This is a genomic window from Megamonas rupellensis DSM 19944 (assembly GCF_000378365.1).
GTDB lineage: Bacteria > Bacillota > Negativicutes > Selenomonadales > Selenomonadaceae > Megamonas > Megamonas funiformis.
Window position 1 is genome coordinate 1 of sequence record NZ_KB899593.1, and the last position, 23,588, is coordinate 23,588.

Annotated in this window: 21 protein-coding genes and 1 rRNA gene; 5 read left to right on the plus strand and 17 right to left on the minus strand. The window is 32.7% G+C overall.

Features of this window, described 5'->3' with window-relative positions:
* Nucleotides 1-425: 425 nt before the first annotated feature.
* The 11 genes from htpX to F553_RS12125 form a co-directional block, all read right to left on the minus strand.
* Entirely contained in the window at nucleotides 426-1,295 is an 870-nt protein-coding gene (htpX, locus tag F553_RS0109105) for a zinc metalloprotease HtpX (protein WP_018999856.1), read from the minus strand.
* Between the two features lie 24 nt (nucleotides 1,296-1,319).
* Nucleotides 1,320-1,991, minus strand: coding sequence for a YjbE family putative metal transport protein (locus F553_RS0109110; RefSeq protein WP_018999857.1), 672 nt, complete (start codon nucleotides 1,989-1,991; stop codon nucleotides 1,320-1,322).
* A gap of 258 nt (nucleotides 1,992-2,249) precedes the next feature.
* A complete protein-coding gene (locus tag F553_RS0109115) occupies nucleotides 2,250-3,215 on the minus strand; it encodes a bile acid:sodium symporter family protein (RefSeq protein ID WP_008540251.1) in 966 nt (321 codons plus the stop codon).
* Between the two features lie 236 nt (nucleotides 3,216-3,451).
* Nucleotides 3,452-3,976, minus strand: coding sequence for a nitroreductase family protein (locus F553_RS0109120; protein WP_018999858.1), 525 nt, complete (start codon nucleotides 3,974-3,976; stop codon nucleotides 3,452-3,454).
* Nucleotides 3,977-4,049: 73 nt separating this feature from the next.
* Nucleotides 4,050-4,229 (minus strand): hypothetical protein, encoded by a 180-nt coding sequence (locus F553_RS11840; protein ID WP_018999859.1) that lies wholly within the window; start codon nucleotides 4,227-4,229, stop codon nucleotides 4,050-4,052.
* Between the two features lie 88 nt (nucleotides 4,230-4,317).
* The gene (locus F553_RS0109130; protein ID WP_018999860.1) at nucleotides 4,318-6,654 is read right to left on the minus strand and encodes an FAD-dependent oxidoreductase; all 2,337 of its coding nucleotides are present in this window, start codon (nucleotides 6,652-6,654) and stop codon (nucleotides 4,318-4,320) included.
* 21 nt (nucleotides 6,655-6,675) lie between these two features.
* Nucleotides 6,676-8,307, minus strand: a complete 1,632-nt coding sequence (locus tag F553_RS0109135; protein WP_018999861.1) for a glutamate synthase-related protein — start codon at nucleotides 8,305-8,307, stop codon at nucleotides 6,676-6,678.
* The gene (locus F553_RS0109140) at nucleotides 8,295-9,401 is read right to left on the minus strand and encodes a class II glutamine amidotransferase domain-containing protein (protein WP_018999862.1); all 1,107 of its coding nucleotides are present in this window, start codon (nucleotides 9,399-9,401) and stop codon (nucleotides 8,295-8,297) included. Before F553_RS0109140 ends, F553_RS0109135 begins: the two co-directional genes overlap by 13 nt.
* 360 nt (nucleotides 9,402-9,761) lie before the next feature.
* On the minus strand, nucleotides 9,762-10,400 hold the full coding sequence (locus tag F553_RS0109145) for a hypothetical protein (protein WP_018999863.1): 639 nt from the start codon (nucleotides 10,398-10,400) through the stop codon (nucleotides 9,762-9,764).
* Nucleotides 10,401-10,432: 32 nt separating this feature from the next.
* Nucleotides 10,433-10,831 carry a DUF3783 domain-containing protein gene (locus tag F553_RS0109150; protein ID WP_018999864.1) on the minus strand — a complete coding sequence of 133 codons (399 nt, stop codon included), beginning with the start codon at nucleotides 10,829-10,831 and terminating at the stop codon, nucleotides 10,433-10,435.
* Between the two features lie 229 nt (nucleotides 10,832-11,060).
* Nucleotides 11,061-11,999 carry a DUF2939 domain-containing protein gene (locus tag F553_RS12125; protein WP_018999865.1) on the minus strand — a complete coding sequence of 313 codons (939 nt, stop codon included), beginning with the start codon at nucleotides 11,997-11,999 and terminating at the stop codon, nucleotides 11,061-11,063.
* A gap of 203 nt (nucleotides 12,000-12,202) precedes the next feature.
* On the opposite strand from F553_RS12125, the gene dhaM reads away from it, so the two are divergent.
* Nucleotides 12,203-12,604 carry a dihydroxyacetone kinase phosphoryl donor subunit DhaM gene (gene dhaM / locus F553_RS0109160; protein ID WP_018999866.1) on the plus strand — a complete coding sequence of 134 codons (402 nt, stop codon included), beginning with the start codon at nucleotides 12,203-12,205 and terminating at the stop codon, nucleotides 12,602-12,604.
* A 44-nt stretch (nucleotides 12,605-12,648) separates the two neighbouring features.
* Here dhaM and F553_RS0109165 read toward each other — a convergent pair whose 3' ends face one another.
* On the minus strand, nucleotides 12,649-14,025 hold the full coding sequence (locus F553_RS0109165; protein WP_018999867.1) for an amino acid permease: 1,377 nt from the start codon (nucleotides 14,023-14,025) through the stop codon (nucleotides 12,649-12,651).
* A gap of 183 nt (nucleotides 14,026-14,208) precedes the next feature.
* Here F553_RS0109165 and F553_RS0109170 point away from each other — a divergent pair, with 183 nt between their 5' ends.
* Nucleotides 14,209-14,847 carry a YigZ family protein gene (locus F553_RS0109170; RefSeq protein ID WP_018999868.1) on the plus strand — a complete coding sequence of 213 codons (639 nt, stop codon included), beginning with the start codon at nucleotides 14,209-14,211 and terminating at the stop codon, nucleotides 14,845-14,847.
* A gap of 48 nt (nucleotides 14,848-14,895) precedes the next feature.
* On the opposite strand, the gene serC is transcribed toward F553_RS0109170, so the two are convergent.
* Nucleotides 14,896-15,984: a 3-phosphoserine/phosphohydroxythreonine transaminase gene (gene serC / locus F553_RS0109175; RefSeq protein WP_018999869.1), complete on the minus strand. Its 1,089-nt coding sequence runs from the start codon at nucleotides 15,982-15,984 to the stop codon at nucleotides 14,896-14,898.
* Nucleotides 15,985-16,320: 336 nt separating this feature from the next.
* On the opposite strand from serC, the gene queF reads away from it, so the two are divergent.
* The 3 genes from queF to F553_RS0109190 all read left to right on the plus strand — a co-directional run bounded on the left by queF (nucleotide 16,321) and on the right by F553_RS0109190 (nucleotide 19,101).
* A complete protein-coding gene (gene queF / locus F553_RS0109180) occupies nucleotides 16,321-16,815 on the plus strand; it encodes a preQ(1) synthase (RefSeq protein WP_008540235.1) in 495 nt (164 codons plus the stop codon).
* A gap of 54 nt (nucleotides 16,816-16,869) precedes the next feature.
* The gene (locus F553_RS0109185) at nucleotides 16,870-17,442 is read left to right on the plus strand and encodes a cob(I)yrinic acid a,c-diamide adenosyltransferase (RefSeq protein WP_008540234.1); all 573 of its coding nucleotides are present in this window, start codon (nucleotides 16,870-16,872) and stop codon (nucleotides 17,440-17,442) included.
* A gap of 96 nt (nucleotides 17,443-17,538) precedes the next feature.
* Complete coding sequence (locus F553_RS0109190; RefSeq protein WP_018999870.1) at nucleotides 17,539-19,101, plus strand: sigma 54-interacting transcriptional regulator; 1,563 nt, start codon at nucleotides 17,539-17,541, stop codon at nucleotides 19,099-19,101.
* 40 nt (nucleotides 19,102-19,141) lie between these two features.
* On the opposite strand, the gene F553_RS0109195 is transcribed toward F553_RS0109190, so the two are convergent.
* The 4 genes from F553_RS0109195 to rrf all read right to left on the minus strand — a co-directional run bounded on the left by F553_RS0109195 (nucleotide 19,142) and on the right by rrf (nucleotide 23,577).
* Entirely contained in the window at nucleotides 19,142-20,524 is a 1,383-nt protein-coding gene (locus F553_RS0109195; protein WP_018999871.1) for an amino acid permease, read from the minus strand.
* Nucleotides 20,525-20,617: 93 nt separating this feature from the next.
* Nucleotides 20,618-21,739 (minus strand): alanine dehydrogenase, encoded by a 1,122-nt coding sequence (gene ald, locus F553_RS0109200; RefSeq protein WP_008540231.1) that lies wholly within the window; start codon nucleotides 21,737-21,739, stop codon nucleotides 20,618-20,620.
* A gap of 274 nt (nucleotides 21,740-22,013) precedes the next feature.
* Nucleotides 22,014-23,390: an amino acid permease gene (locus tag F553_RS0109205; protein ID WP_018999872.1), complete on the minus strand. Its 1,377-nt coding sequence runs from the start codon at nucleotides 23,388-23,390 to the stop codon at nucleotides 22,014-22,016.
* A 70-nt stretch (nucleotides 23,391-23,460) separates the two neighbouring features.
* Nucleotides 23,461-23,577, minus strand: a 5S ribosomal RNA gene (gene rrf, locus F553_RS0109210).
* Nucleotides 23,578-23,588 lie beyond the last annotated feature (11 nt).

Below are 23,588 nucleotides of genomic sequence, written 5' to 3' on the forward strand. Positions count from 1 at the left end.
ATCTGTTTAAAAAGAATTTATTAGGTAATCTGCTATAAAAAGCAGATACCGCACATTCGTTTATGTTAGAAAACATATTGTGCATTGTTTAGTTTTCAAAGAACATTTCCTGCTGGCTTCAAAAGTCAGCTTGTATATCTTAACTCAAGAAGTTTATCTTGTCAAGAACTTTTTTTAATTTATTTTTTGTTTTTAACAATTTTCTTCTTTTGAGTTGCCCTCTCGTTGAGTGCTTAATTATTATATCTACTATAAATCACTTTGTCAACATCTTTTTTGTGATTTTTTTACATTTTTTAATAAAAATTTTATAAATCACTTATAAAATGTATCAAAATCCTTTATTTTTCAATAAAAATAAAGATGGCATACTAAATAAATAGTATGCCATCTCATATTGATATCTATTAACTTTACAGATTTTATTAAACTGTTGTAATACCTTGCTGACTAGCTTGCTCATGAAGTTTCGCTATTCTATCTTCAGTCAATGGATGTGTACTAAATAGATTTGCTATAGATTTTCCTTTGCCGGCTAAAGGATTAATAATAAACATATGAGAAGTTTCTGGTTTCGCATTTGGTATTTCTCCATATTTAGCATAATGCTCTATTTTTTCCAAGGCATTTGCTAAATAAAGCGGATTTCCACAAATACGGCCACCTTCAGCATCTGCATCATATTCTCGCGTACGGGAAATAGCCATCTGAATTACTGCAGCAGCAATAGGAGCTATAATAGCTGTTGCCATCAATACTAATGGATTAGAACCTTCTTCATCATCATTATTGCTACCAAAAATAGCTGCAAATTGAGCAATATTCGCTATCATAGAAATCACACCTGCAATAGAAGCTGCTATTGTTCCAATCAATGTATCACGATGTTTTACATGGGCAAGCTCATGGCTGATAACTCCTGCTAATTCTTCATAAGTAAGTGCTCGCATAATTCCTGTAGTTACAGCTACAGCTGCATGTTCTGGATTTCTACCTGTAGCAAAAGCATTTGGCTCATCAGCTTCGATAATAGCTACTCTTGGCATAGGAAGTTGTGCTCTTTCTGCCAATCTTTCTACTAAATCATATAGATTAGGTGCTTCTTCGCGTGTTATCACTCTAGCATTATATGCTCTTAAACACATAGTATCGCTATTCCAATAAGTATAGAAATTCAATCCTAAAGAGATAACAAACATAACCACAGCGCCTGTGCTGCCGCCAATTGCACCACCAATAGCAATCAATATACCTGTTAACGCCGCCATCAATAACGTCGTTTTTAACATATTCATAAATAATTTCCTCCTAAAGTTCTGTTAACAATTACAACTTTTATGATTTTTAAACCAACCAAAACTCAATATCATTAACACCAATACAACTTTAATAATCAAACTCCATTCCACTAAATAAACACCAATAACTCTATCCATTACCATCATTTCAGCAGCAGTATAAGCTAAAATACCGCCACCTACATAAACAAGACCTGGTAATTTTTTCATTATCATTAAAAATAATTGCGCACCACATAATACTATTGGCAAGCTAATCATCAAACCACAAATAATTAAACTCCATTTTCCTTCTGGAACCATATTAGCTACGCCTGCTAAAGATAATACATTATCTAAACTCATGATAAAATCTGCAATAATAATAGTTCTTACTGCAGCCATCAAAGTAGTCGGCTGTTTATCACCGGCTTTGTCATCACCATGGTCAGTCAACAATTTAACTGCTATATATAATAGAAGAATTCCTCCTATAAATTGTAAGTATGGTAAACCTAACAATTCTGTAGCAAATAAAGTTAATAATACTCTAATTATTACAGCTCCCATACAACCAATTATCATGGCTTTCAATTTCTGTTTATCAGGAAGTCTTTTACATGCCATAGCTATTAAAATAGCATTATCGCCACTTAAAATTAAATCCAATAACAAAATACTTCCTAGAGCTGCAAACCATGCCGCAGAAAACATGCCTTCCACTTATTCATCGCTTCTTTCTAAATTAATTTGTATCATATTGATGATATAAAAAAAGACCCTGCTTCCTAAAACATCAGCCTAGGAAACAAGGTCTTGCTTACATATTAAATGTCGATTGTACCGGAGATAAACTCGTATTGACGATATCAATCGTTCAGCTACTCCCCTTGCGAGTAAGTAATCATTACTAATAATATAGCATATTCAATATTTACCTGCAAGATATGATTTATCACTTTATAATCTAAATCAATTTTCTACTAATTTATTAGCAACTGCTTTTTCTTCTTTATCCATTTTTCCAGCTAAATAATTTGCTGCTAAAGAACCAGAAATATTATGCCATACACTAAAGATTGCTCCTGGTATAGCTGCTACTGCACCAAAGTGCATCATAGCAAGAGATGTTGCAAGCCCTGAATTTTGCATACCTACTTCAATAGAAATTGCTTTTGATTTAGCCATATCCATTTTTAAAGCTTTAGCAATAGCAAAACCTAAAGCATAACCTAACATATTGTGCAAAATAACTACAGCCATGATGAGCAAGCCAGTTTCCATTATTTTTTGTGCACTAACAGATACTACGCCACCTACGATTAAAACGATAGCAATTACAGAAATAAGTGGTAATAATTTTATAGCCTTGCGTACAAAATCGCCAAAAAATTTATTGATGATGATACCTAAAGCAATAGGTACTACTACTACTTGAATAATAGAAATCATCATTGCTTGTAAAGAAATATCAATCCATGCACCAGCGAGCCACCAACTGAGAATAGGTGTAACAATTGGCGCCAAAATTGTAGTTGTCATTGTCATAGATACGGATAATGCTACATCACCACGTGCTAAATAAGTCATAACATTTGAAGATGTTCCGCCTGGGCAAGTACCTACCAAAATTACACCAACTGCAAGTTCTGGTGGTAATTGAAATAATGTTGCTAAAACCCAAGCAAGTGCTGGCATAATAGTAAATTGAGCAAGTGCCCCAATAAATACATCTTTAGGACGTTTAAATACTAATTTAAAATCTTCAAAACGCAAAGTCATACCCATACCAAACATGACAATGCCTAATAAATATGTAACATATTTCGCCGACCAGGTAAAAGTCCATGGCATAAACAAAGCAATTGCAGCCACGATAATAACAAAAGCCGCCATATATTTCGATATAAAATTACTGATTGCTTCTAATGTCTTCATCTTAATCCCTCCATAAAAACTATAAGTCCACCATAAAAACTATATTATAAATGCATTTAAAATATGTAAAATAAAGTTTCATCTTATAAAATAAGATATTTAAGTATATATAATGTTTACACATTTACAAGTATTAGCTTATATGATACTCCAAAAATCAACTTCTGTCAAATAAAAAAGGTATTTAATGTCTATAAAAAGTCCATTAAATACCTTGAAATCTATCTATATTATGCTTATTTAACAAAAACTACATAATCATCTTTACGAGGAGCAGGTTTTGGTAAATCAACTGCTGGATATCCTAATACACAATGTCCAACACCGATATAATCACCTTCAATACCCCATTGTTTCAATAATGCTTTACCTTCTTCTGTAGCAAATTCTTCTTTTGCTCTATTAATCCAGCAAGAAGCAACACCTATACTATGAGCTGCAAGCATTAAATTTCCCATTACAAGTGAACCATCTTGAACAGCTGTAGTTCTTGTTGCATCAGCTAAAACTAAAATCACTGTAGGTGCTCCATAAAATGGGTCAGATGTTACTCCCATAATGTCAGCATTCCATTTAGATAATTTTGCAATTACTTCAGGATTTTGGATAACTACCATTTTCGGAGATTGCAATCCTTTACCCGTAGCTGCATATTTACCCGCTTCTAATATAGCTTGTAACTCTTCATCTTTTATTTGCTCAGCTTTAAATTTACGACAAGAACGTCTTTCAATCATAGCTTTTATAACTTCATTAGTCATTATATAACCCTCCTTATCTATGTTATTTTAGTTCCACAATTTTCTTTGAAAATCCTTTATATTTTAAATAATATCATTCTCTTTTTCCATGCAGATAATCAAAAACTTGTTTTATCATGATAAGTACAACAATTACAGCTATAAATTTTACAAATTCTTCTATGAGTTCTGGCACATTTAAAATATGAAATACTGCTCCTACTATCAATAATATACATAAAATCAAAAACTTCGCCATTAATGATTTTCTCATTTTATTCACTTCTTTTTCTATAATATGATTTAATAAACTCCATAAAAAAGCTACCTGTTTAATAACAGATAGCTTTTTATTTATCAGCTTATTCAGCTTTTGTTCTATACATTTTTATTTCTTCTGGATTATTTTTTAATGTCCAAATACCGCAAGGACAAACGCCTGCACAAATACCACAACCGATACATTTTTTAGCATCAGATACATATTCAAAGCTACCATCTAAATGTTGAATACGTGTAATTGCTTTTTCTGGACAAGATTGCATACAAGTTTCACAATCACGGCAAGTACCACAACTAATGCAACGATTTACATCATCTGCTGGTTCGCCAAGATTGCAATGATGACATTTATCAAAATAAGCTTTAGCTAAAGTATCTTTATTTACTTGTTGTTTTTCAGGGAAAGCTTCTACTTCTTTATTCATCACATAAGCATCTGCATAATAAGCTGCTTTTTGACCTGAACCGATAGCATCAGTTAAACGACCAGGTTTGATTACGTCCCCTGCTACAAATACTCCATCTAAAATAGAATTGTCTTTATTTGGTACAACCCAATCACGGAATTTTTTAATGCTATCATCTTGTGGTAAATAATCAAGAATAGGTGCTTCACCGATTGATACCATAACCATATCACCTGGAATGAAACGACCTTTATCATCATAGATACCTTCGTCAGTGATTTTTGTTGTCATAAATGGCCAAACTAATTTACCGCCACGGCTTTCAATATATTCAATTTCTTCATCAAAAGCTGCTGGTTTTTGTACGTCGATACAAGTAACAGTTTCTGCACCCATATCATAAGCACCACGAGCTGTATCCATGCCGGCATTACCGCAACCAATAACGATTACATGTTTACCAACTTTTGGATTATCACCGCGATTTACTGCTTTCAAGAATTGAAGACCCATGACGAGTTTTTCTTTACCTTCCCAGTTAAAGAAACGAGATTTATGACCACCTGTTGCTACAACAACAGCATCTGCATCATTTTTAATTTGAGCAAATTTATCAGCATCAACTTTGCATTCTGGTACAAATTTAACGCCCATATCTTCAATGCGTTTAAGTTCAGACTGTAATAATTCATGAGATAAACGAGCACGAGGAATAACTTGTTCAAGCTTACCGCCCATATGTTTATCATCATCATAAACAGTTACATCATGACCTTTACGAGCAAGTTGCCATGCAGCAGATAAACCAGCTACCCCACCACCGATAACGGCGATTTTTTTGCCAGTTTTAACTTTTGGTGCATCAACTTTTGTAAAAGCTGATAAATAGCCAAGTTGACCGATTTGTACAGCTTCATCAATGCCACCACGAGTACAGCCTTCCATACAAGGATTAGGGCAAACACTACCACAAACAGAACCTGGGAATGGTGTATATTCTAATACGAGTTTAATTGCGTCTTCTAATTTACCTTGACGAATTAAGTTATAGCGTTTTTGAGTTGGTATATTTGATGGACAACTAAATTCACAAGGAGCTGCAAATTTTGCATTTTCCCAATAAGGAACTCTTTGACGATATGTTCCTGTTACAACTGTAGGATTTACAGCAAAATCATCTACAGCAACATCACTGAACATACCACCTTTTATCCATTCATTTTGACGGAAGGATTTTATATCTGGTTGTTTATCAGCAATAGCTTGTTTTTCTGCAAAAGTTAATGGTTCAAGTTTATGCCATTGTTGCCAATCAGATAATTCACTGCGAAGTTCTGTTCTACCGATGGATTCCAAGAATTCGTCCATATTATTATCTAAAAATGCAATATCTTCATCTGTTAAATCTTTCAAGCGAATATCTGCTGGATAACCATCTATTTTTCCACGGAAATATACTGTACCGCCTACCATACCTACGCATGGACGTTCGCCGAGTACACTTGCAAATTCTTCACTATCTACACCGCAGACAACAGCTTTACCGCCACCCATGAATTCAAAGGAGAATGAACCTACATTTTTTAATACCCATAATTGTGGTTCTTCATAAAGTGGGTCATGTTTCATAAGTGAACCAGAACGAGTACCTGCTCTACCACCGATATAAATTTTACCGCCAGCAGAACAATGACCAGCTGTATCACCAGCATCACCGCGAACAGTGATTTTACCACCAGCATTAAGCCAGCCAACATCAGCAGAAGATGATTCATCTACTACGATTTCTGTATTATCAAGACACATACAACCAACACGTTGACCTGCGTTAGTTACATGGAAAAATAATTTTTTTCCTTCTGGATGCCATAATGGACCACCAATATCATGTTGACCAGAAGCATGTATTTCAAATTCTGTTTCTCCTTGAGCTACAGCTTGACCAATAGCAAGGAGTAAATCTTGTGTGGACATACGTTCATGTCCAACTAAAGTATCTATAGTAAACATCTTAAAAATCCTCCTCACTAATTAGCATACATATTGAATGCCAAGTTTTTCAGCAATAGCTTTATCTGTAGAAACAAGAGCATCACTTCTACCAATTGGAAGAGATGAGTTACCAATTGGAGCCATGAGTTTTCTAAGTTCTTGGTCAAAAGCTAAGACATAATCAACGATTTTTTGTGCGCCTTTATCAATATCAAGACGTTTAACAAGGCGAGGGTCTTGTGTACAAATACCAGTTGGACATTTACCAGTATTACAGGAATTACAACGACCATGTTCATTACCAACACAGCCTAAAAGTTGAATTAAGATTTTACCACAGAATACCCCATTTGCACCAAGGCACATCATTTTGAAAGCATCAGCTGCTGCATTACCAGTAAGACCGATACCACCACCACCATAAAGTGGAATTTGACCTTGAAGACCTTGTTGAACAGCTGCTAAATAGCAATCACGAATTTTGGAAACAACTGGATGACCTGTATGGTCTAAGGAAATTTCATTTGCAGCACCAGTACCACCTTGAATACCATCAATGAAGAAACCGCCACAAATTTTATAAGGGTCACGAAGTAAATTATTATATACAGATACAGAAGTAGCTGAAGCAGCACATTTAATAGCTACAGGAACTCTGAAACCAAAAGCAGCGTTCATGGATAAATGCATTTTCTGTACAGATTCTTCAATGGAATACAAACCTTGATGGTTTGGTGGAGAAGAAAGTGTAGCTTTTGGTACACCACGAATTGCCTGAACATGTTCTGCTACTTTAGCTGCAGGAAGCAAACCACCATCACCAGGTTTTGCCCCTTGACCAATTTTAATGAGAACGCCTGCTGGGTCTACTTTCATTTTAGGAAGAGCTTTTACAATACGGTTCCAACCAAAGTGACCAGAAGCAATCTGTAAAATCATATATTTTAAATAATCCGATTCTAAGAGTTTAATTGGCATACCGCCTTCACCAGAACTCATGCGAATTGGAATATTGCATTTTTCATTTAAATAAGCACAAGCAAGAGCAACAGCTTCCCATGCTCTTGTAGACAAAGCACCAATGGACATATCAGAGAAAATAAGTGGATAAATCCAATTTACTGGTGGTGCTTTATGTTCCATAACTAATTTGCCATTTTCCATTTTTAAAGGCAAATCTTTTGCTGGTAATACTCTACCAAATGGAGAACGTATATCAAAAGTATGACGCTGAGAATCAAGTGCAGGGTCAGTCATCTGACTGATACGACCTACAATAATACTATCTAATGTTCTTTGTGCATTTAAATTTGTACGTCCGCCACGTTTAATAGGTCCATGATCACGAGAAAGCAATGTTTTTCTTGTATCAGCATTTCTCACTGGACGAATAGCACCATTTGGACAAACTTTTTCACACATACCACAACCAACACAAGCATTTGCAAGTGTTTTTACCTGTTTTATAACAGGAATTGCTTTATGTGTATGTTTTGGATCAGGGAATAATCCATCAGAAGTAGTCTTATCTATGCGAATTACATCTGCTTTAATTGCTTGAAAAGTACAAGTTGCTAAACAGCTACCGCACATAGTGCAACGGTCCATATCATATTCAATTTTCCAATTAAGGTCGTTTGTACTTATATCTTGCGTTTTTACTGTTTCCATCTTTGAACCTCCAAGTCATTGTTAATTACTACAACTTCACGTTCATTAGGATAAATATCTTTGCTCATATCTCTATTTGGCAATATTTCATTAATACCACAAACTTCTGAAGCAATAGCTACCATATTTTCATCGCCACCTACAACAACTGGGCGAAGTTTTTTAGAATCACAGCATGTCATCATTCTGCCATCTGGTAAATTAGCAATAACTGTATTTGGTCCATTTATTTCTAAATTAGCTAAAGATTGACGAATAGCTGTTAATACTTCTTTATCTTCACGTTTATCAATTTCTTCAAATGGAAGAGGTGTAATTACATGTTTAAAATATTCAATAGGCCATTTTAATTCATGTAAAACATAATGAAGTGTATATAAGAAATTTTGAGAGTCTGATTCAAAACCTATATATCCACGATGTAAAGATTTTTGGAACTCTTTATTTTTAGTAAAGAATGTATTTTCACCATTAGCGCAAAGAGTATATCCTTGTAAAAAGAATGGATGTGCTGCATAACGTACAATATCATAATTTGTATTTTGACGACATTGAGCAACAATATTTTTAGCAAGTAAACAGCCATTTTCATTCCAAAGATGGAAATATGTAGCAATATCAGCAGGGTCACCAATTTCTTTTAAAGTAAGTACATCTGGCCAAAATGAATATACAAAACCATTACCTGATTCTTCTAATATTTTACGAAGAGCTAAACGTGTATCTAATAACAATTCGCCTTTTTCTTCTTCTGATTTATCTTTGTAATATTCAGGATAATCATAATTACGGAATATATAATATGGCATAGCTTGAATATCTAAGCCTGGTTGTTTATCAGGGACGGGAATCCATTCAGCCAACTGAATAAAATTGTGGCTGTCCATATATTCTTCAACCATTTCTGCACCACGTTGAGTACAAGCTAAAGAAAGTAACGGCTTATCTTTATAATCGGAAAAAATACCATATAAATCCTTCATAACCATAGCAAATCCAGAGTTATCATGACCTTCTTGTTGAGGTATCATTAATTTTAAAGCTTTTGCCGGACTAACAGGAACTTTACTTTTTATAGAACCTATTCTACACACAATAACCGCCTCCAATAAATTATTTAAAACACATCAAAATAAATACATTCGTATTTTTATAATGTACCTTTATAATAAAGTGCAATATACATTATAAAAACTTATTACTACGATGTCAATATATTTATACAATAAATAAATCTTATCTTTTAAACAAAACCCTTATATTTAAAAGCTTTTAAAATAGTTGTAATATTCTGTTTTGTATATTTAAAAATTATTATGCAGTAAACTAAGATTTACATATTAACAACACCTAATAAAATAGCATATTTTTAGGCTTTTTTTACTTTACTGCATAAAATTGTATTGTATAGTTTTACTGTATACAAAATAAAAAAGGCAGAAAATATCTGCCTTTTATTTTAAAAACTCATTTATTAAATTTTCTAATCTATATTTCAATATACTTATCTCGTCGCTATGTTCATCTAAAAAGCCCTGTGTAGAATTTTTTAGATCAGTTATATTTCCTTTTAAGTCTTTATCTTGTGCTATATCTTCTTCTAATCCACCAAGAATTTGCTTTGCCTTATCTACTTTTGCTTCAAAAGTCTCTACCTTTTCACTTACTTGAGTGTCAAGATTATTTTCATCTGTTTTATCATCTAATTTTAATTCTTGTCTCACTTCAGTTTTTACTACTTCTTCATCATCTCTATCAATAGGCATATTCCAAGAAAAAGCTAAATAAAATCCCAGTATAGCTACAATTACAAAACTAGCGACTATGAGAATTTTTCTTACAGCGTTTTTTACAGTCTGTGCAACATTTTTAGTTTTTTGAGAAATAGTCAACTTTGTTTTCGTTTCAGGAGCTATATCTTCTATTTTAATCTTATTATTTTTTTCAACCGTAGTTTTTGGCGTATTTTCTACTTTAGTTTCATAATTAAATCTAGCTTGCTCTAATTGCTCCATTTCTTCTTCAGTTAAAAATCTTGTAGGTTCATCATTTCTAGATATCCCTACTTTATTAAATGATTCTTTATTATCCAACAAAATTCACCTTTCCATTTTAAAACCAATATTTATGCATCTTGTTTTTGCATCGCTAAATGTTCTTTTTCTAGTGCATGACAAACACGCGCTATACTCCAAAAGCGATTAAAAGTCGTAACAACTGCTTTGCAAATAGGCACTTGCAGATTTTTTTCTCGCATTGCTTTTAAGACATTATCTAATCTAGGTTTAGTAAAATTATGAAACATCATTAATTCATATTCAAAATTTAACACTTCTTCATTTGTTGGCTGTACTTTGTTAAATCCCTTTAAACCAAATAAATAACCAATTTTTTGATAATGTTCTTCTTTATCTACAGTAATAACTTTTATTTTCATCGCTTCTAATAAAGTTTTTATTTCCATTAAGCGTAATTCATCTGTAAAATTATATAATAAAATCATTTCTTGAATATTTTTTTTCATACTAAAATCACCTCTTCCCAATTATAAATTATCTATATAATTTAAACAAGAATAGAGTTTTATGAAAAAAGCTCCCAATAGAAATATTTACATATATCTATCAGGAGCTTTATTTTTTATTTTATTTGTCCTTCAATTCGTTTAGTCAACAAATTAGCTTCATATTCCATAGTTTTAGCTTTTTTCAAATTATCTGTAGCTTCTCTTAATGTTTTTATATCTTTATTATCTAACCATTAGCATAATCTTGATAATAAGCTATTTTGCTTTCACATGCTTTTAAACGCAAATTATGCAATGTTTCTGCTGATTTTGGCACTTCTACAGATTGTAATGCTTCTTGTAACTCTTTCAATTGAGGTAATATTTTATTTTCAATATCGTTTTTCAAATCAGTTCTAGTTTGACTACTACCCAATGTTCCTAAATTCAATGCTGCATTTAAATTTGCTTCATTTTCTGTTAAAATCTTTTCTTTATCAATGATAATAAGAGTTGTTTGACTCAAATAATCTTTTATGAATTCTTTTCTGCCATCTTCTAGAGCTTTGATAAAATCAGCAAAATTGTCTACACTAACAACTTTCCAATAACCATCTGCTTGTTCTTCTAATGACACTTTAAATACAAATGGCTGATTAATTTCACTTTGAGTTACTTTTATACCAGCTTCAGCTGTACCATTATCTTCATTTGTATTGATATAATCAATTCCTTCAAAAGTTAAATCAGTCAATCCAGATTGTTCTAATATCATATCTGAATTTATCATGGCACCTTGAGCATCTGCTGTTGTGTTTCCAGATTGCCAACTACCTGTTTTTACATAATTATTTAAACCTTCTTGTAAACTAGCAACTATTGGCGCTTTAAACATTGTAGCTAGACTATTCATTGCTACTTTTGCTTCTTCTGGCAAATTAGTTTGCGATGCAATTATACCATCTAGCATATTATTAGTTACACCTGCTACAACATTATCAACATTTACATACTTATTAAATTCATCTACGTCATGATTTTGTATTGATTCTTGTATAGCTTTTAGCGTATATTCGGGTGTCTTTACATAAAAATTAAAATATGCCAGGCCTCCACCTATAACAACAAGTACTAATAATATTGCTGCTGCAAAAATCTTTAATTTAGTACGCATTGATAATACCATAGTTTTTCCTCCAATTATAATTTAATTAATAATTCCCATAATATATTATATCTTCAATATCAATTATGGCACCTATTCACATCTTATGCAATACTTTATCTATAGATATTATCTAAAATATAGTATTAATAGATTGACACTATGGCTCAAGTAACATATTATTATCTAAGAACTTAATTTATACTTGGATAGAGGTGTGCTTCGTGATAGGTATTGTAATCGTATCTCATAGTTCTTTAATTGCAGATGGAACTAAAGAGCTAGCTCTCCAAATGGCAGACCCTGCATTGAAAATCATGGCCGCAGGAGGCACATCAGATGGAAAACTTGGCACCGATATGAAAAAAATAAAATCTGCCATCGAAAAAGTAAATGGAGCTGATGGAGTTCTTATACTTACTGATTTAGGAAGTTCTGTATTAACAACTGAAATGGTTATTGATATGATGGATGAAGATGATAAAGATATCAGTAAAATTCAAATAGCTAATGCGCCTTTAGTTGAAGGAGCTGTTATTGCTGCTGTTGAAGCTTCATTCAATAGTGATATTTTCAGTATAAAAAAGACTGTTGAAGACATCATCATAAAAAAGGTTCCATTATAAAAAAAGCTGTACATGTAATATGTACAGCTTTTTTTCTTTATCATTTATAATTCTGTTTTATTGCGAACTAATTCTGCACGGTGAGCTTTTATCTGTTTTAATTTAAAAATCACCATCGGTATTACCATCATTGGAATACCTGCATATAAAGTAGAACGTAAATCATCAGTAAAGGCAATTACAATAAGACAAAATACTTGTACCCAAATTCCAAATAAAGTTACATAAGGGAAAAATGGAGTTTTGTATTTTAATTCAGATACTCTATTTTCTGCCATCATTTTTTTGCGGAAATTATATTGACTCCAGCAAATAGAAATCCAAGCCATAGCACCGGTAAATCCAGAAACAGCTAATAAATAAGTATATGCTGTTTCACTTGTATCTAAAGTATATAATAAAATTATAATCCAGCAAGCACAAATAGATACAATAATTGAATTTTGAGGCATACCATTATGATTTAATTTACCTAAAAATTTAGGTGCCATTTTATGTCGAGAAAGTCCATGTAATGCTCTGCCTGCACCATATAGACCTGAATTAGAGCAAGAAATTGCTGCTGTAAGAATAACAAAAGCAAACATATATCCAAGCCAGTCAAATCCATAACGATGAAGTGCTGCTGCAAATACACTTTCTGTCAAAGTTGCTTCGTCCCATGGCAATATTGATATCAATAAAGTAATTGGTATTATATATAAAGCAATAATTCTCCAAGTAACATTGCGAACTGCTATAGGAATACTTTTTGCTGGATCTTTACATTCTCCAGCAGCTAAGCCAATTATTTCTGAACCTTGGAAATTAACTAAGATAATTACCATTGTCATGATAATTGCCCAATATCCATGAGGAGCAAAACCGCCACTACCTAATAAAATTTTTGTTCCAATAGGTTCGCCAGTTTCACCAGCCCAGCCCATACAAATAGCAAAAGCAATAATACTGAAAACTACTAATGCGACTATTTTTATAATTGATAACCAAAATTCACTTTCACCAAACTTGCCTACACTGAATAGGTTTATAAAGGTAACAACTAGACCAAACGATACAGCCCACCATAACTGACTGACCTCAGGTACAAATTGATTCATGATAATCCCCGCTGCAATCATCTCTGCAGGTACATAAACAATCCAATTCAACCAATATGCCCAACCGACACCACATGCCCATGTAGGCGATATATGGTCGTTTGCATACGTGACAAAAGAACTAGACACAGGCTGAGCTACCGCTAATTCAGCCAAACATAGCATAACGCATAATACTACTATTCCGCCCAATAAATAAGCTAAAATAGAAGCAGGTCCTGCTTGTTCTAATACATAACCAGTACCTAAAAAATAACAGCTCCCAATAATTCCCCCAAGAGAAATAAGCTGTATATGTCTGTTTTTCAGACCCCTATTCATTATAGGTTTGTTGTTCATCTCCTTAATAACACAACCTTTCTTATATTATTTTATATACTCTAAAGTATATTTATTTTTATTACAAAAATAATACTATAAAATTCATCATTTTACCATACAAAAAGAAAAAAACTTATAAAAATTTTCATGCTATTTATATTATAATTATTTTGAGGTGAAATTATGCTTGAATATAAAACAATCGAAGGCGAATACTTTACTGAATGGGAAATCAATAAATCCAGATTTTTAACTTATATTAAACATGTAGAAACAGAAATAGAAGCTCAAGAATTTATTTCGTCCATAAAGAAAAAACATTTTGATGCTCGCCACAACTGTTCTGCTTATATTATCGGCGAACGCAGTGAAATCCAAAAATCAAGCGATGATGGCGAACCTAGTGGCACTGCTGGCGCTCCTATGCTTGAAGTACTCAAAAAAAATGAATTAAGTGATATTGTCGTTGTCGTTACTAGATATTTTGGTGGCATAAAATTAGGTGCTGGCGGTTTAATTCGTGCCTACGGAAAATCTGTAACCTTGGGACTTGATGTTTCCACTATTGTAAAAAAATCCATCTTTAATTGCTATAAACTAGATTTAAATTATGATTTACTAGGCAGTTTTGAAAATTATCTCCACCAAAAAGAAATCCGCATACAAAATAAAGATTATAGTGATATCGTAAGCTTTACTTTATTATTAGCCCAAAATGACAGCGAAAATATTCTAAAAGACATCACTAATTTATCTGCCGGTCGCATAAAAATAGAAGAATTAGAACCTGTTTACTTAAATATTCCCTTAAATACAAAATAAAAAAATCCTTAGTAGTTAGATTTAGCTACTAAGGATTTTTTATTAAATTTATTTATTATCTTTGCGGAATTTTTCCATAAAGTCAACAAGAGCCTGGCAACCTTCCATTGGCATTGCATTATAAATAGATGTACGCATACCACCAACAGAACGATGACCTTTTACGCCACCTAAACCATGTTCTAAAGCTTCTTTAGCAAATTTAGCTTCTAATTCTTCACTTGGTAAGCGGAAAGTAACGTTCATGAAAGAACGGCTATCTTTATCTGCATGACCAACATAGAAACCCTCACTATTATCAATAGCATCATAAACTAATTTAGCTTTAGCTGCATTTTTCTTCGCCATAGCTTCTAAACCGCCATTTGCTTTTATCCAAGCTACTACCTTACCTACCATGTAAATACCAAATGCCGGAGGTGTATTATATAAGGAATTTTTCTTCAAATAAGTATCATAACGAAGCATTGTTGGCACTTCTTTTGGAGAATTTTCAAGGAAAGATTTACGAGCAACGACTACAACAACACCAGCAGGGCCAAGATTTTTTTGTGCGCCTGCATAAATTAAACTGAATTTAGAAAAATCAAGTGGACGAGATAACATATCAGAAGACATATCAGCGATTAAAGGCACATCGCCAGTTTCTGGAATGTAATGATATTCTGTACCATAAATTGTATTATTGTAGCATAAATGAAGATATGCTGCATTGTCGCTTAATTTAATTTCATCTTGAGTTGGAATATGTTTAAAATCTCTATCTTTGCTAGAAGCTGCTACAAAGCCACGATTTAAAAGTTTTGCTTCATCATAAGCTTTAGTTGCAAAACTACCAGATAATACATAGTTACCCACTTTGCCATCAACAGCAAAATTCTGTGGAATCATAGTAAACTGCATACTTGCTCCACCTTGGCAGAATAATACTTCATAATCATCACCAAGACCCATAAGCTCTTTTATATCTGCTTTTGCTTGATTATGTACTTGTTCATATTGTTTAGAACGATGACTGATTTCTATAATTGACATTCCACTTTTAGCAAAATTTAAAAATTCAGCTTGAGCTTCTTGTAATACTTCTAAAGGTTGCATAGCAGGACCAGGATTAAAATTGTAAATACGATTTTCCATCGAATAAGCCTCCTAAAAATAAAAATATAAGTTCTCCTTATTGAACTTATCATTTAATAATACTTTTACCATCTTACAATATTATATTTTAAATAAACATTTTGTAAAAAATATGATATTATTTTAAAATATCTATGATAATATGTCAATTTTACTGCTACAAAAGTATTTTAGTCAAGTAATAATATTCTATTTTATTGCTAATTTGTAAATCAAGCTTATAAGTTTTAATACTTAACCATATTTCTACATCATTTCATAAATATGATATAATATTTATTAATCACTTTATTTTTATACGTGCAATGATTAATTATTTAAAAGGAAGGTATATAGATGCGCACTAGCGAAGAAACTAAAGACATTACGCTTTTAGGTCAAAAAAATGTAAAATACGAATTTAATTATCGTCCAGATGTATTAGAAACATTTGATAATAAACACCCTGACCATGATTACTGGGTAAAATTTAATTGCCCTGAGTTCACTACACTTTGCCCTATTACAGGTCAACCAGACTTTGGTACAATTTATATCTCTTATATTCCTGATGAAAAAATGGTGGAAAGTAAATCCTTAAAATTATATTTATTCAGCTTCAGAAATAACGGCGATTTTCATGAAGATGTAGTAAATATCATCATGAAAGATTTAATTAAACTCATGAACCCTAAATATATTGAAGTATGGGGAAAATTCTTACCTCGTGGCGGTATCTCCATTGACCCATATACAAATTATGGTCGCCCTGATACAAAATATGAACAATTAGCTCAAACTCGTTTTGTAAATCATGATTTATATAGCTTAGATAAAGTAGATAATCGTTAAGTAAAAATAAATTTCATAAGATGAATTTTAATCAAACTAAAAGGAAATGATTATATGCTTCAAGTTTATACAGGCAATGGCAAGGGTAAAACTACAGCAGCCATAGGTCTTGCTATCCGCAGTTTAGGTGCTGATAAAAAAGTTTATTTTTGCCAATTTATGAAAACTTTAGCTTATAGTGAACAAGCTATTTTACAAAAATTCGCCCCACAATTGAAATTGACAACTAGTGGCAAACCTTATTTTATCGCTAAAGAAGGTATGTTGACTGATGAAGAAATCAAAAAATGGGGAGATATGCTCCAAGTTTATCCCGAAGGTAAACCACCTAAAGATTATGTAAAATTAGTTAATGACAGTTTAAAAAATTTACTTGAAGAAATAAACAATACTCACTACGATTTAATTATTCTTGATGAAATCAATGTCGCTATGTATTATGACTTAATCACTAAAGAAACTTTAGAATTTGTTTTAAATCAAATACCTTCAGATATTGAAATAGTTTGTACTGGTCGATATGCTCCTCAATGGCTATGTGAACGTGCTGATTTAGTCACTGATATGCAAGAAGTAAAACACTATTATCAACAAGGACTCCAAGGTCGCAAAGGTATTGAAGACTAATTTTGTTAATCTCCTACAATATGCTAAGAAGTTTTAATAAATAAAATTTCTTAGCATATTTAAATTAAACATTTCTCAAGAGGTGCTTTATAATCTATGAAAATATGTATTGAAAATAAAGACCGCCATGGATTAGTCTATGATATATCAAAAATTTTACTCAAATATAATGTAAATATTATCTCTATGGAAGTTATTAAAAATACTACATATTTAGAAACAGAAGCTTTATCTTATAAAGGTGAGCAAAAAATCTTATCTGAGCTTCATAAATTATCTGGTATTGTTCAAATAAAATCCATTATGCTAATGCCTCATAATGAAAAATATCAACAAATGGATATTGTCTTCAATACCATTAATGAAGGTATTATTATCACTGATAAAAACGGCGATATCATCTATATCAACAAAATTGCTGTAAAAATTCTAAAAATTCCTAATGATGATATTTTAGGGCAAAATATTTCCCGAGCCTTACCATTTTGCAAATTATTATTAAAAACATTGCAAACAGGTAAAAAATATCTTCATCATGAAGTTTATGCTGAAGAATATGACAATCATTATATGGTTAGCAGTCAACCACTATTAGATGAAAATAATAATTTATCTGGTGGTGTTGCTGTCATTCGCGATATGGAAACTGTTCGTCAAATATATCAAAAAATCACAGGACAGCCTTCTATTAGTTTTAAAGATATTATTCACCAAAGTGATATTATGGAAAAATTAATTTTATCAGCTCAACATTATGCTAGCAGTAATTCTACTATTCTCATACGTGGAGAAACTGGCTCAGGAAAAGAATTATTTGCTAGAGCAATTCATAATGCTTCACCTCGTCGCGATAATATCTTTCTCGCTATCAACTGCACAGCTATTCCTGATACTCTACTTGAAAGTGAATTATTTGGCTATGAAGAAGGTACATTCACTGGAGCTAATAAAGGTGGTAAATTAGGTCTTTTTGAATTAGCTAGTGGTGGTACTTTATTTCTTGATGAAATAGGCGATATCTCCTCCACTCTCCAAGCAAAATTATTGCGTGTACTTCAAGAACATAGCGTTCGCCGTATTGGCGGTAACCGCGAAATTCCTATAAATGTACGCATTATTTCCGCTACAAATTGCAATCTTGAACAAATGGTTAAAGATGGATTATTCCGCCAAGATTTATATTATCGCTTAAATGTAATACCACTATATCTACCGCCACTTAGAGAACGCAAAGAAGATATTCGTTTACTGGCAAATTATCTCTTCCAATCCACAGTAAATAATATTAATACAAGTATAAAATCCATTTCTCAAGAAGCTTTTGAAAAGCTTACCAATTATGATTATCCTGGAAATGTCCGCGAATTAAGTAATATCATTGAACGTGCTATAAATGTTGCTCAAGGTTCACAAATAACTGCTGAAGACATTATCTTATTTAACCAAATGCAAAATACTAGTTGCACACATGATTTAAATGAATATTCTACATTAAATTTAGAAGAGGCCCTTCGCCGTACAGAAAAAAATATTCTTCAACAAGCAATGAAAAAATTTTCCTCTTCACGCAAATTAGGTGCAGCACTTGGTCTATCTCATACTAGCGTTATTCGTAAAATGAAAGAATATAATTTAAGCTTTGATAAAAATACGCCATAAAAAAAGGTCTTACATAAAGTAAGACCTTTTTTATATTAAATTATTTTCCAGATTCTAATTTAGAATGTTTATAGCTATAGCCAAAGTATACAACAAGACCAATACCACACCATACTACGAAACGAATCCATGTATGAATTGGTAAATTATACATCAAATAACCACAGCAAATCATAGCCATTGGAGCTACAAAGTAAATAGCAGGACATTTGAAACCACGTTTGATATCTGGGCGTTTTATTCTCAAATAAAGAACACCAAAACCTGCTATAAAGAATGCAGATAATGTACCAATATTTGCCATTTCGGCAATTAAATGAATAGGAGCAAAACCAGCTATAACGGATACTAAAATACAGCCACCAATTGTTACTAAATAAGGAGTTCTATATAATTTGTGAATTTTGCAAATACCTGCTGGAATCATACCATCACGAGATAAAGCAAAGAAAATACGTGCTTGACCATATAATAAAACGAGTAATACTGTAGTAATACCACAGATAGCACCTACGGCAACAATAGCAGAACCAATTGGATAGCCGATAACACGAAGAGCATATGCTACAGGTTCAGCATTATTTAAATCTGTATAAGGTACTACGCCTGTTAATACAAGAGCTACGAAGAAGTATAATACAGCGCAAACACCTAAGGAACCTAAGATACCTATAGGTAAATCACGTGAAGGATTTTTTGCTTCTTCTGCTGAAGTCGCAACAGCATCAAAACCGATATAAGCAAAGAATACAATCGCAGCACCAGCTGAAATACCTTGTGTACCATATGGTAAGAATGGATCCCAGTTAGTTGGGTCAACATTAGGAACTGCCAATACGAAGAAGATAACGATAACTGCTAATTTTACAAATACTAAAATACGGTTAATCATAACAGTTTCTTTTGTTCCACGTACCAACAATATACATAAGAACATAGTAATTAAAATAGCAGGTACATTAATAATACCGCCTTCTTCAGGAACTTTCGTAAAAGCAACTGGTAAATCAATACCGCCAGAAGCTAAAAGCCCTACTACATATCCTGACCAACCAGCAGCAACAGTACTACAAGTAACAGTGTATTCCAAAATCAAATTCCAACCTACAATAAATGCTAGAAATTCACCTAATGATGCATATGTATAAGCATATGCACTACCTGCTACTGGAACCATTGAAGCATATTCAGCATAAGCAAGACCTGCAAACGCACAAGCGATAGAAGCTAATACGAAGGATAAAGATATACCAGGACCTGCATATAAAGCTGCACCTACACCAGTTAATACGAAAATCCCTGTACCAATAACACTACCGATACCTAGAAATACTAAGTCAAACGCACTTAAATTTCTTGTAAGACCTGAATTTTGTGCCATTGAACGCAAGGCACCTATATCTTTCTTACGGAACAAATCCATAAAAAACACTCCTTTTTTTCTACAACACGAAAACATCCCTTACTTTCTCATTTTTTCAAAAATAAAGGCCTGGTAAAACCAGGCCTTAGCTTTTTATTTTAAGATTTCGTGAATATCATAATAAGGTAAATTCAAACCTTCTGCTACGCCTTTAAATGTTACTTTACCATCTATAGTATTAATACCTTGCATTAAACCAGGATCGTCAAGGCAAGCTTGTTTATATCCTTTATTAGCAATTGCTAAAGCATAAGGCAAAGTAGCGTTTGTCAATGCCAAAGTAGAAGTTCTGGATACTGCACCTGGGATATTTGCTACGGAGTAATGAGTTACACCATGTTTAACAAATGTTGGATTGTCATGAGTTGTGCAATGATCGCAAGTTTCAACTGCGCCACCTTGGTCAATTGCAACATCGACAACAACTGAACCAGGTTTCATTGTTTTAATCATATCTTCAGTTACTAAGATAGGAGTTTTTGCACCTGGAATAAGTACAGAACTAATCAATAAGTCAGCTCTTGCTACCCATTTAGCAATATTGTAGCTATTAGACATTTCTGTAACTACACGGCCATGGAAAATATCATCAAGATAACGAAGTCTGTCGATAGAAAGGTCGATAATAGTAACTCTAGCACCTAAACCAACTGCCATTTTTGCAGCATTTGTACCAACGATACCGCCACCAACGATTACTACTTGACCTGGGCAAACACCACTAACGCCACCTAATAATACTCCGCGTCCACCATATTGACTTTCAAGGAACTGAGCACCTAATTGAACAGACATACGACCAGCAATTTCACTCATTGGGGAAAGAAGTGGTAAGCTACGGCCATCTCTACCTCTAACTGTTTCATATGCGATACCAACAACTTTATGACGTAATAAAGCAGCTGTAAGTTCAGGTTCTGGAGCTAGATGTAAATAAGTATATAGAATTTGACCTTCATGGAATAAATCATATTCAGCAGGTAATGGTTCTTTTACTTTAATAATCATATCAGCTCTATCAAAGAGTTCTTTTGTATTTTCAACAATTTCAGCACCAGTAGCAACATAAGCTTCATCTGGGAAACCACTGCCAACACCAGCAGATTTTTCTACTAATACAGTGTGTCCTGCACGTATTAAAGCTTCACTTCCCGCAGGTGTTAAGCCAACACGGTTTTCATTGTTTTTAATCTCTTTAATAACACTAATAATCATAATATAAACCCTCCTTCAGGTCGAAAAAATTTATTATAAGACTATGTATAATCATTTCTGATTTACACTTTATATATAATGCAAATCGCGTGCCAAAATTAAATATAAAAATTTTATATTGATAAATAAGTATTTTTTATTATAGCTATTATTTTTGTAATATTTTTGTTACAAAAACTGTAATAATATTATTACAGCTGTAAAATTTTTATTACACTTTATAAAAAAATAAGAGATTAAAGTGTAAATTCTTTAATCTCTTATGGATAATCTTCTATTTATTTAATAAAGAATGTTTATAACTATATACAAAATAAATAATAATACCTACAATACACCAAATAATAAATCTAATCCATGTGAGGGCTGGCAAATTATACATTAAATAACCGCAACTAAGCATAGCCATTGGCCCAACAATGTAAATTGCTGGACATTTAAAACCTCTTTTTATCTCAGGACGTGTAATACGCAAATACAATACCCCAAATCCAGCTATAAAAAATGCTGATAAAGTACCTATATTTGCCATTTCTGCAATTACATTAATCGGTACAAATCCAGCAATCAAAGAAACTAAAATACAACCACCAATAGTTACTAAATATGGTGTATGATATTTCTTATGCACTCTACAAATTTCCTTTGGAATCATACCATCACGAGACAAAGCGAAAAATACACGTGCTTGACCATATAATAAAACAAGTAATACTGTAGTAATACCACAAATAGCACCTACTGCAACAATGGCTGAACCGAAAGGATAACCAATGACACGAAGAGCATAAGCTACAGGTTCTGCATTATTTAATTGAGTATAAGGCACTATTCCAGTCAACACCATTGCCACAATAAAATATAATAAAGTACAAACTGCAAGTGAACCTAAGATACCAATAGGCACATCTCGAGAAGGATTTTTGGCTTCTTCTGCTGATGTTGCTACAGCATCAAAACCAATATAGGCAAAAAATACAATTGCTGCACCAGAGGCAATACCTTGATAACCAAAAGGTAAAAAAGGATCCCAATTTCTAACATCAATATTAGGAATAGCTAAACATAAGAAAATAAAAATGACTGCTATTTTTACAAAAACCAAAATGCGATTTATAAAAATACTTTCTTTTGTACCCCTAACCAACAAAATACATAAAAACATAGTAATAAAAACTGCAGGAAGATTTATAATTCCACCTTCTGCTGGAACTTTTAAAAAATCTATAGATAAATTTAATCCACCTGATGTCAATAAACCCACTACATAACCAGACCAACCAGCTGCAACTGTACTACATGTTACTGTATATTCTAAAATTAAATTCCAACCTACTAAAAACGCCATAAATTCACCTAATGAAGCGTATGTATAAGCATATGCACTTCCAGATACTGGTACCATTGAGGAATATTCCGCGTAAGCCAAACCAGCAAAAGCACAAGCAACCGAGGCCAATATAAAGGAAATAGCAATTCCAGGGCCTGCATATAAAGCTGCACCTACTCCGGTTAATACAAAAATACCTGTTCCAATAACACTACCAATGCCTAAAAAAACTAAATCAAACGCAGTTAAATTGCGTACAAATCCAGATTTTTCAGCATCTTGTGCTAAATGTGCAATGTCTTTTTTTCGAAATAAATTCATAACATTCACCTCATTATTAAATTGTATTTTGATAAAGAAAAAAGCACTGAAGTATTCAGTGCTTTTTCTTAACTGGCAACTTCCTATCCTCCCAGCACGTCTCCATGCAAGTACTTTCGGCCTCTAAATGCTTAACTACTGTGTTCGGTATGGGTACAGGTGGAACCATTTAGGCATCGTCACCAGATATTCTCTTTT